Source organism: Aureibacter tunicatorum (assembly GCF_036492635.1).
In the GTDB taxonomy this organism is placed as follows: Bacteria; Bacteroidota; Bacteroidia; order Cytophagales; family Cyclobacteriaceae; genus Aureibacter; species Aureibacter tunicatorum.
This window is the reverse complement of record NZ_AP025308.1, coordinates 162,066-172,162: the sequence shown is the minus strand read 5'-3', so window position 1 is coordinate 172,162 and position 10,097 is coordinate 162,066. Positions and strand designations below refer to the sequence as shown.

Sequence of the window (10,097 nt, the reverse complement as noted above, 5' to 3'; positions counted from 1 at the left end):
ATGCTAAAATACGATTGATTAATTTACATGCTAACTCTTCCCAGTATCCGGAGTGGAGCTTTTCATTAACAAATCTGCAACTTGATAAGAAGCGTCATCAAGCTCAAAATAATCGCTTTCTTCCGCCAATAATTTCGACCACGCTTTATACGCTTGTTCAAATTCAAGCATTTGAGAATAATTCAGCGAGACAAAATGAATCTTCAAATACGCTGGAGCAACTTTGCTTACCACATTTTTAAAAGTATCGACAAACTCTTTGTTCTGAAACCTTGATGTCCAATCGGGATAAACAATACTCATGCTATTTGAGAAAAAACTATCAGAAACACTTTTCAGAGGAGAGTATTCGGCTTTATATTCTATTCTTGAATTAAAGATATGTTCATTTTGTTGAATTTCTCTTAAATACTGCGTGAGATTCATCACATCGTCTTGAGCTTCCTCCTTAGTGTTATACTGTCTGGAAACCACTGCCAAATTTTCGCCAATAATATCATCAAACACAAACAATGTATATTTTTCTATATCATCTTCAACAACAACTTTTTCGACTCTAAAATTAAATGCATCAATCATCAAAGAGAGCATTCTCATTACTTTCTCTTTCTGCTCTTCAAAAGAATCCGCTTTCACACTCTCTATCAGTTTTTGACTTTGGTGATCCAATATATTGATATGATAAATATCTCCAGACTTTGGCCTAAACAATAAATGTTCAAGAACATGAAAGTTGTCGCAATATGAGTTTTGACTAACAATTGTTTCCACCACTTTATCTACAATTCTGGAACATTCCGTTTTACTATACCCTTCGTAAATAATCTGCGATTCATTGCCAAAATTAAAATATACCAAATACTTGTCGTGGCCATCGGGATCTTGGCTTTTCACTATTCTAAAACTCTCTTTTGTCTCTCCGTAATGAAAAACTTTTTTCAAAAAATCTTTCTGATTGCATAAAATTTCGACTCCTTTGTCTTCAACTACACCTGATGGCTTTGCATCTATAATTTCCTTTTCTACCTCCTGAGCTTCATCCGTGAGCTCTTCTTGCTTATCTTCCTCTTCCTTGTGCACTTCAAAACTAAACTTATGAATAAGCCTGTTTTTAAAGTCCATAGACAAAAGCATCGCAACTTTTTTCTTAAAGACACAAACATTCTCACTATCCCAAACATCTTCCAAATAATTGGAGCCTTTAGCCCTATCCCTGGTAAACTCAAGAATATTCTGAAGCCAATACTCTTTCATCGTAATCAACTTGTCTTGAGACAAATAAAGTTTATTCGGAATATATTCGCTTAGTTCTTCCCCAAATCTTGACAATAAATGGTCTAAAACAGCATTTCTACGTTGATAATATTCTTTCTTCGGATTTGCTAATTCTTGCAAAATATGCTCTAGCTGAGCACTTTCAACACTTAAAATCGAGGCTAATTCCGGAATATCAAATGGCAATTGGGTAAAGTAGGAAAATGGTTTTTGAGGCTTTGCTGAAAAGATATTCTTAATATTCGCTAATTGAGATAAATGTCCAGACAAAATCACCTCAAACAAGAACAAATAAGCCTTCAGTTGCCTTGCTCTTGCATGTTCCTCAGGATTAGCATTAGCCTTGACACCAAATTCTCCAATTTGATAAATACCAGGGAAACTCCTTTGTATAGATGTGTATTTTGATATTTGACTTAAATCAAAACCATCTATATCGCCCTTTTGATATTTCTTATACGAGAACCTCTTGCTCTTCTTCGCCTTTAATAGTTGATATACATGATTTACCTCTTCAAAATCCAGATAATGAGTTATTCCATTGATCATCACTTGGACTCTTTTCAAAGATTTTTCGATATCAAAACATGGGAAACAGTCCTCAGGAATATCCACCAAATCTCTGGCTACTTCAAAGTCATTTATTATCACTTCAAAATCTTCGCATATAACAATATCATTTTCTCTAGCGATGATTTCCTTAAAGCGATAAGTGTTAAAATAAGACATTTTAGGCTTTAAATCCTCGTCTTTGATAAAACCAGTAACTGGTTTGGGACCATCATATTGATCTTTTTCAGAGAAGTCTTCTACCGTATGAAACTCTATCGAAGGGTTTAAAAATTGATCTATTTCATAAAAGATCCTTCCTATGACCATTTCAGGATTACTACCTCGCAACAAATCTACTTTACAACTCAAAAAAACAGGATATTTTTTTAAAACCGAAAAGTCTCCTAGATCTTCGCATACATTCCTATTATTAAGATATGTATCACGCATTCTTGTAAGTATCGTAGGGTAATTGTCCTCAAAAATGCTTGGTTCAAACTGAACCTTGAAATTGATTATCCCTGCAATTGCTTCAGAGTTCGCAGATCTCTCTACCCAGATATTTCCTATTTCGTAAAATCTATCTATGAAGAATTTTCGGTAATCATTATCAGTAACAGGCGCGGTTGTCAATATATCCAGGGGATCGTAAATGGCATTTTCTCTCAATACCTCTTCCCTAGTTTTATTTTTTTCACCAGCCAACAATTGATCAACAGAAAAGTCTGACCTATACCCAAGATCCGTCAAAGCCAACATAAGTTGCTCCAAAATCGTAACCCCCGGATCATGAAAGTTATAATCCGTCCAATTATCTCCTGATAATCTTTGACAAATTTCGATAGCTCTTTTCATCAATAGATTGAAATCCATTGACTCATCGTATGAAATATCCTTAGGTATAGAAATGGAATCTTCGTTATTAATCATTTACGGAATGTCAATTGGTAACACTATAAATGATTGAAAATCAATTTCCCTGCCTATTTTTCCATATCTTCAATGATGGATTTATAATATTCGATTTGCTTATGCGCTTTAGCCAGATCTTTCTCTTGCTTTTGAGCTTTTTGCTCAGCAACATCTAACTGAGCTTTTGTTTTGTTAAATTTCTTTTGCCACCTGCTATTGCTTTCAGCGACTTTCTCGTCTATATCTTTTTTAACCAATCCAGCCTCTGCTCTTTTCGCTTTCTTGGTCTCCATTGAAGCTTGAATTTGAAGCAATCTTGAGTTCAACTGTTTTATTTTTGCAACTAAGGCTAAAACAATTATAAAAAGCACTACAATGATTACTAATGAGTATTCATCCAAAAGCATTAAAAAATCTGTCAGCATCAACTTTCATTTATAATTTCAAATATTTCCTCAAGCTCATTGCCATCCTCGTCGACTACAAACAACTTATGACTTCCTTTTCCAATATTTACTTCCAATTGATGAAATTCCGAAGTTACTCCCATATATATTCCATCAACATACCAAAATATTCGTTTTTTGGGATTTCGATGAGCTAACTCAAAAATAACCGCGCTTTTCTTCAAATCCATATCTGTAGGAATAAATATTTTCGCCCTTGCTTTAGGGTATATCAATTCCATCACAGATTCATTGCTCAAATAACAATCAAGCATCATAGGTGGCAACACTTTATAATGAGGCGTTTTCTTTCCATAATACCAGCCTTGCACAGGCGGCAATATAAAATAGTTCTTACTTACCATCTGATGTACAGGATAACAATTTGAGTTAACTCTGAATTGCATATTTTTATCAAGCATCACCTCTTTATGATAAGGACACTTCTTTTGATACATCGAGTGTTTGGGAAATGCTTGTTCTACTTGTTTGGGACAATCAACCGATGCCAACATTCCGCTTATAGAACAGACCTTTCGATGTACTATATCACCAACGGGCTTTGCAAAGTCCTTATTCTTTGGCAAAACGGAAAAAATGTCTAACATCACTGGCGCTGCTGTTTTCACTCCGACCAATCCAGATCGACCTTCGCCATCAGCATTGCCAACCCAAACTCCAACTAAATACTTGCCCGTAACGCCTATCGACCAAGCGTCTCTAAAGCCCATGCTTGTCCCCGTCTTCCAATAAATATTTTTCGATGACTCAAACCTTTGCCAATCTCCCAATTCAGTAGGTCTTTTAACTTGCTTCAATGACTGCAATGTCAACCAAATTGACGAAGCTCTAAATAACCCATTGTCAGAGACTTTTCTGTCATAGCTTTTATCTACATATGAATTTGGATGAAAATCATCTTTGGAATACCTTCCCTTGTCATTCCATCTAAAATAATTATTCAAACTTCTCGCGAATGAGGCATATACACTGCTTATTTCCCATAATGTTGTCTCAGCGCCTCCTAAAATCAAAGACAATCCATAATGGGAAGGCGCATTTGTCAAAGTATTCATCCCCATTTTTTTCAAATGAAAATGAAACTTCTCATAACCGAAATCTTTCAATTCTTTGACAAAAGGCATATTCAATGATCGGTACAATGCTTCATCTAAGGGGACAACACCATCATACTGCTTTGAAAAGTTCTTAGGTGCAAATCCATTTAAAATCATGGGAACATCATCAACGATTTCTTTAGGAGACCTCATGCCTTCATCTATCATCATTGCGTATAAAAAAGGCTTGAGCAAACTCCCTGTGCTTCTTTTCGATGTAATAATATCGACCTGCTCGCCATGTTTTTCGCCAGCGTCAGTATTTCCCACATAAGCGAGCACACTTCCTTTGTCAATATCTAGCACAATCGCCGCCGCATTATGAATTTGCTGGCCCTGCATCCACTCCGAATGTCTGTTCAACAGCTCATTGACTTTTAGTTGAAGAGAAAAATCCAAAGTAGTTTTCACAACTTTTTGAGCATGTCCTTCCTTTTTGGCCCTATTCAATAAATGTAAAGCATGTTGCTCTAAACGTCTGGGTTTGGCTGGAGGATTTTCCATCACGCTTAAGTCATAAGTTTCCAGATCAATTACATCGCTTTCTAATAACTTCTTAAGCAAACGATTCCTTTTCAATTTCAATTCCCCATCATTTCTTCCAGGGTAAATTAAACTCGGAGCATTAGGCAGCACTGCAAGTGCCGCGTTTTCAGCCCAAGACAAGTCGTATTGGGATCGCCCGAAATACCTCCAAGAAGCTGCTTCTATCCCAACCACATTTCCACCAAAAGGAGCTCGAGAAGCATACATATTCAAAATGTCCCTTTTCGAATAAAAACACTCCAGTTTCACAGCTATTATTATTTCTTTGAGTTTTTGAAAAATGGTTCTTGTCGCATGTTCGCAAGACATTCTAGCCAGTTGCATGGTAATAGTGCTTCCCCCGCTTACAATTCTGCCGGAAGAAATATTATCAATAGCCGCTCTTGCAATTGATATTGGATTAATCCCAAAGTGATAAAAAAAATACTCGTCCTCAAACAGCAATAAAGCCTTTTCATATTTTACACTTAGGCTATCCGTTTCGGGAAATCTCCATTGCTCATCCTGAGCAATACTAGCCCCAAGCATTTTTCCATCTTGGCTTTGCAATACCGTGCTATAAGGCTTGTTAAATAATGTATCTGGAATCTGTATTTGAAAATTTATCAATAAAATCAGTCCAAACAGAAGATAAAAAAAATGAACTCGTTTCTTGCTCATCATGAAACAGTATAAGACTTCAACACATTCAAAGCATTTCTTAAAAGCTCAAAATTAGTGGAATCCAATTCCTGACTCATTTTATCTTCATACTCTTGAACTATTTCCTCAAATGATTTTCTTGCAATACCTCGATAATCCAACATCTCATTTCTAGCAAATTTTTTAAAAAACTTGTCCGCATCATCGCTCAAGCTTAAGCCCAACTCTTGTTGCGAGTAATTTCTATAAATCAATCTTTTTCCTAATTCCAAAATATTAGGATTAGACACATTCGCCAATACATCTCGTTTTTCTTCGCAGGTATCAGCAAAATGAAAAGATCGACATATATTCTTATCTGCAGCCGACCAAAAACCATCCATATACAATCTTGTATCTATATCAGCTTCTTCCACTACTGGATAAGTATAGTTTTGCCAATACTCTTTAAGCTGATGAAATTCATTAGAATTATCAACAAGCCAAACAGCATTGCGAGCTATCAACTGTAGTCTCTCAGCATCATAATGTTCCTGCGTTCTTTTAGCATATGGGACTATAAAGCCTGGTTCTCCCCATTTTTTCCTAATAATCAGCTGAGAGGAAAACAACTCTTCCTCAGATAAAGAAGCAAAATCAAGCCTATCAAGAGCCAACATCAAGCCTTGTTGAAAAGAATTCTCACCCAAGTAAGTAACAGGCGTTTGATAGCCTAAAGCACTTCCCCTTCTTAAGTCAAGGTATAAAGCAATTTGAATACCTAAATGATCTTTCCAAAATGAATTGGTGCGTTCCTTATCCGTTTTTTTATCATAATTAGCCAGACAGTACTTCCATAAACTATCATCTGATTTCATTCTTTCCGCCAAAGCAACAGTCGCCTTGACATCCACCAATGCATCATGAGCCATTCCTGTAGCAAATTGATTCAATTCACTGATTTTCTCCAACTTCATAGAATACTTGCCTTCGTTATCTTGCGGCCATTTTATAAAATCCTTTCTATATAAAAAATAGAAAATCAACATATAAAGTATATCAGCTCTAGAGCAATTATCACGAAACTGATGACTATACATATCCAGCAAATTTCTATAAAAATTAAATCTGATAAACTCGTCATCAAAACCCAATGTATTATAACCTATACTAATGGTACCCGGCTTGTTGAATAGTTTATGAATTTCTCTTACGGCTTCATATTCTGTGTATTCACCTTCATAATCTTTCAAATCCAATTTTGTCACTAAAATAGCCTCGGGATTAGGCCGGATGTCTTTTCTTAAAGCGACTGTAATATCATGTTGCTCCAATACCATGAAATCCATATCAGTCCTTATAGCAGCAAATTGAACAATCTGATCAAACGAATGGCTCAGACCTGTAGTCTCAATATCATAAAATAAAAATGTTCTCATCCCAATACTCTAATTCCAGTGACAAAAGTGATACGGTTCCAAAGTTATCACATTTAAACTATTGATAAAATTGACAAGCGTAATTCAAAAAAACTATTTCAAAAAAACACCAAAAAGCTCAAACATTTAGCGAATAGTTGCTTTAGCATTACTCAAAACACACTTTAAAAATTAATATTCAATTATTATAAATTCATGCAACACATCACAAAGATCTCTGTTAGTATAATGAAATACAGGCGAATCAGGGAATAATGTGGGAGTGAACTGAAGCTGGCGCCAGAGGCGGAATTGTTTTGATACATTTTCATTCCGCCTCTACTTTTCTCTTTTAGAAATCCGTACATGGCAATTTTTCGTAGACATATATCGTGATGCTACTTTACGTACAATTTTTTTAATCTCTTCAATAAGTATTATGGAAAAAAATATTGCGGCTCCTTCTATATCCAACAGAGAAAGATATCTTCAAATCATAAAACTAATGGTAAAATATGGATTTGAAGATCTAGTGGCCAACTCCTCCTTCAGAAGCGTGTTGGAAAAAAATGCTTTCAAAGCTAAGAGTCGTAATTTTTTAGAATTCAACAGGTACGAACGCATTAGAATGCTTCTGGAAGAAATGGGGTCAACTTTCGTCAAGATGGGACAAATTCTCAGCAATAGAGCGGATATTTTACCTATTGAATTAATCACTGAACTGGAAAAACTTCAAGATCAAGTAAAGCCAATTGATATTGATCCAATTGAAACAATATCAAAAAGTCTAGGCTTCCATATAAATGAAGTGCTTGAAAGCTTTGATGAAACCCCATTGGCTGCCGCTTCAATTTCACAGGTGTATACAGCTCGATTGGCAACTGGAGAAAAAGTTATTTTCAAAGTATTAAGACCTGGAATTGAGCCAATCATTAAATCAGATATATCCGTATTAAGAGATTTATTAAAACTTGTCAAGCTTAACTTTCCGCAAATCGAGAAATACAAGCCCGACGAAATGATTAATTCTTTCGAAAGAAGCATTCTCCGAGAATTAAACTATAGCCTAGAAAAAAATAATATTTCTAGATTTGCAAAACAATTCGAATCCAACAAAAATATTTACACGCCAAAAGTTTACGATAAATACTCCAACAGAAATGTTTTATGCATGGAATTCATTGATGGCATTAAAATCAATGATAGCCAAAAGCTAGAGGAAATGAAAATTGATCCTGTTCAATTAAGCAAGAACCTCTTCCATAATTATATGGATCAAATCTTCATTCACGGATTTTTTCACTCCGATCCGCATCCCGGAAATTTATTTATTATCGACAAGGACAAAATATGCTTCATTGATTATGGCATGATGGGGTTTCTCTTAGAGGAAGATCAAAATAATTTGATTGAACTCATATTCCATTTTCTTAATAAAAACCCTAAGAAAATCGTTTCATCTATAGAAAAACTGGCTGTCAAAGTAAGTATCAAGGACCCGAAGCATTTTGAATACGAAATAGCGCAAATCCTTTATGATATGAATAGTTCCGTCAGTGAAATTGATGGACAATATCTAAGTGAAGAGTTCATAAAAATTCTTTATAAAAATTCCATCCAGTTACCTCCTTACGCTTACCATTTGGCTAGATCATTAAGTATTATCCTAGGCATTGCTTTGGAACTCTACCCTGACTTCAACCCAACAGTTCATTTAAAGCCGATGGCCAAGAAAATTCTTTTTAAAAAATATAATTCCGGTTTTCTGATGAATCAAACTCTCCAAATGGGAATGGAAATGTTTTCCACCATGAGCTCCTTTCCTGGCGATATGAAGAAGATCATTGCCAAAGCTTCCAAAGGGGAGTTTAGAATGGAATTAGAACACAAAGGCCTTTCAAAACTTCAAGATCGATTTGAAAAAGTTGCCAACAGAATCATAATATCCATCATTCTTGCATCTACGATCATCGGCTCTTCGCTAGTCATGCATGCTAATATTCCTCCTTATATTGGATCTGTTTCAATCATAGGGATTTCAGGATTTGCCTTTAGCGCATTACTAGGATTATTATTAATTGTTTCCATAATAAAAAATAAAATGTTCTAATATTATTTTTGAAAATATGTACAATAGATTCAATAAAATAATAAATTTGTTTCATCATTTAACTAAAACGCTAAGTAATGAAACAAATTTTACTTTTAACTTTCCTCCTATTTACTATTGGGAGTTTAAATGCTCAAGATCAAGATAGCACGACCACTAACCAACCTCCTAAAATTTGGACAAGCAATGGAAACTTGCTAGGTAATATATCTGGAGTAAGCTTAAACAACTGGTCAGCAGGTGGAAGCAGTTCAATCTCTTATGAAATAGGCTTACTATACAATATAAACAGAGATACTAAAATTTCCTTATGGAAAACTCAATTCGACTTAGGTTATGGACGCACGTACCTACAAGACACAGAGTTTCCTAACAGAAAATCGCAAGACCGTCTTATAATCAATACCAACTATACTTATAAATTAACAAAGCATTGGGGTGTAGCCGCACTTGTTAATTTCCAAACTCAATTTGATACGGGTGTCCAGTTTACTGATAATGATACAGGAGGACTTGATGAAAAAGAAATTTCATACTTCATGGCTCCTGCGTACCTTACTCCTTCTATTGGTATGCAATATAACAAAGGTGAAGAGCTTTCAATACTATTAGCGCCTGTAGCTGGTAAAATGACTTTTGTATTAAGCGATACACTTTCCAATCAAGGCGCATACGGGGTAAAAGAAGGTAAAAAATTCCGTTCAGAAATAGGTCCAAATATATATGCTACTTATAATAAAGAAGTTTTAAAAAACACTGTAATCAATACAACGCTTATATTATTCGCTGATTATAAAAGAATAAGTGAAATTGATGTAAACTGGAAATTTGACTTAGTATTAAAAGTTAACGAATACTTCAATACTTCATTTGGAACCCAGCTTATCTATGATGAAGATATAGATGTCCCAAGAGATGAAGGTGGACTTGGTCCAGCCTTGCAAGCAAGGTTTGCACTTTCCATTGGTATCAATCTCGGAATATAACAAACTATCCTTACTACAAGTTTATATTACGCCAAAAAGGATAATGTGAACTTGTAGTATTTCAAATTATTTTTTGACATATACTCAATTTAAGCACCTTCTTTAAATATGCT

General features: G+C 35.0%; 6 protein-coding genes. 2 read left to right on the top strand and 4 right to left on the bottom strand.

The window, feature by feature from the left end:
• Nucleotides 1-30: 30 nt before the first annotated feature.
• From AABK36_RS24240 to AABK36_RS24225, 4 genes are read right to left on the bottom strand one after another with little or no spacing between them, the layout of a single operon-like run.
• On the bottom strand, nucleotides 31-2,757 hold the full coding sequence (locus AABK36_RS24240) for a hypothetical protein (RefSeq protein ID WP_309942636.1): 2,727 nt from the start codon (nucleotides 2,755-2,757) through the stop codon (nucleotides 31-33).
• 53 nt (nucleotides 2,758-2,810) lie between these two features.
• Nucleotides 2,811-3,164 (bottom strand): hypothetical protein, encoded by a 354-nt coding sequence (locus tag AABK36_RS24235; RefSeq protein ID WP_309942639.1) that lies wholly within the window; start codon nucleotides 3,162-3,164, stop codon nucleotides 2,811-2,813.
• The gene (pbpC, locus tag AABK36_RS24230) at nucleotides 3,164-5,512 is read right to left on the bottom strand and encodes a penicillin-binding protein 1C (protein WP_309942641.1); all 2,349 of its coding nucleotides are present in this window, start codon (nucleotides 5,510-5,512) and stop codon (nucleotides 3,164-3,166) included. The genes AABK36_RS24235 and pbpC overlap by 1 nt, the downstream gene beginning before the upstream one ends.
• Complete coding sequence (locus tag AABK36_RS24225; protein WP_309942644.1) at nucleotides 5,509-6,909, bottom strand: exonuclease domain-containing protein; 1,401 nt, start codon at nucleotides 6,907-6,909, stop codon at nucleotides 5,509-5,511. The genes pbpC and AABK36_RS24225 overlap by 4 nt, the downstream gene beginning before the upstream one ends.
• Nucleotides 6,910-7,327: 418 nt before the next feature.
• Between AABK36_RS24225 and AABK36_RS24220 the strand changes: the two genes are divergently transcribed.
• Both AABK36_RS24220 and AABK36_RS24215 read left to right on the top strand, forming a co-directional pair.
• Nucleotides 7,328-8,998: an ABC1 kinase family protein gene (locus AABK36_RS24220; protein WP_309942646.1), complete on the top strand. Its 1,671-nt coding sequence runs from the start codon at nucleotides 7,328-7,330 to the stop codon at nucleotides 8,996-8,998.
• Nucleotides 8,999-9,075: 77 nt separating this feature from the next.
• The gene (locus AABK36_RS24215) at nucleotides 9,076-9,984 is read left to right on the top strand and encodes a DUF3078 domain-containing protein (protein ID WP_309942650.1); all 909 of its coding nucleotides are present in this window, start codon (nucleotides 9,076-9,078) and stop codon (nucleotides 9,982-9,984) included.
• The last annotated feature ends 113 nt before the right edge of the window (nucleotides 9,985-10,097 follow it).

Bases quoted from the DNA above. Each gene is read 5' to 3' on its own strand.
- AABK36_RS24220 (WP_309942646.1), top strand. From the start codon at position 7,328: ATGGAAAAAAATATTGCGGCTCCTTCTATATCCAACAGAGAAAGATAT.
- AABK36_RS24225 (WP_309942644.1), bottom strand. From the start codon at position 6,909: ATGAGAACATTTTTATTTTATGATATTGAGACTACAGGTCTGAGCCAT.
- AABK36_RS24235 (WP_309942639.1), bottom strand. From the start codon at position 3,164: ATGCTGACAGATTTTTTAATGCTTTTGGATGAATACTCATTAGTAATC.
- pbpC (WP_309942641.1), bottom strand. From the start codon at position 5,512: ATGATGAGCAAGAAACGAGTTCATTTTTTTTATCTTCTGTTTGGACTG.
- AABK36_RS24215 (WP_309942650.1), top strand. From the start codon at position 9,076: ATGAAACAAATTTTACTTTTAACTTTCCTCCTATTTACTATTGGGAGT.
- AABK36_RS24240 (WP_309942636.1), bottom strand. From the start codon at position 2,757: ATGATTAATAACGAAGATTCCATTTCTATACCTAAGGATATTTCATAC.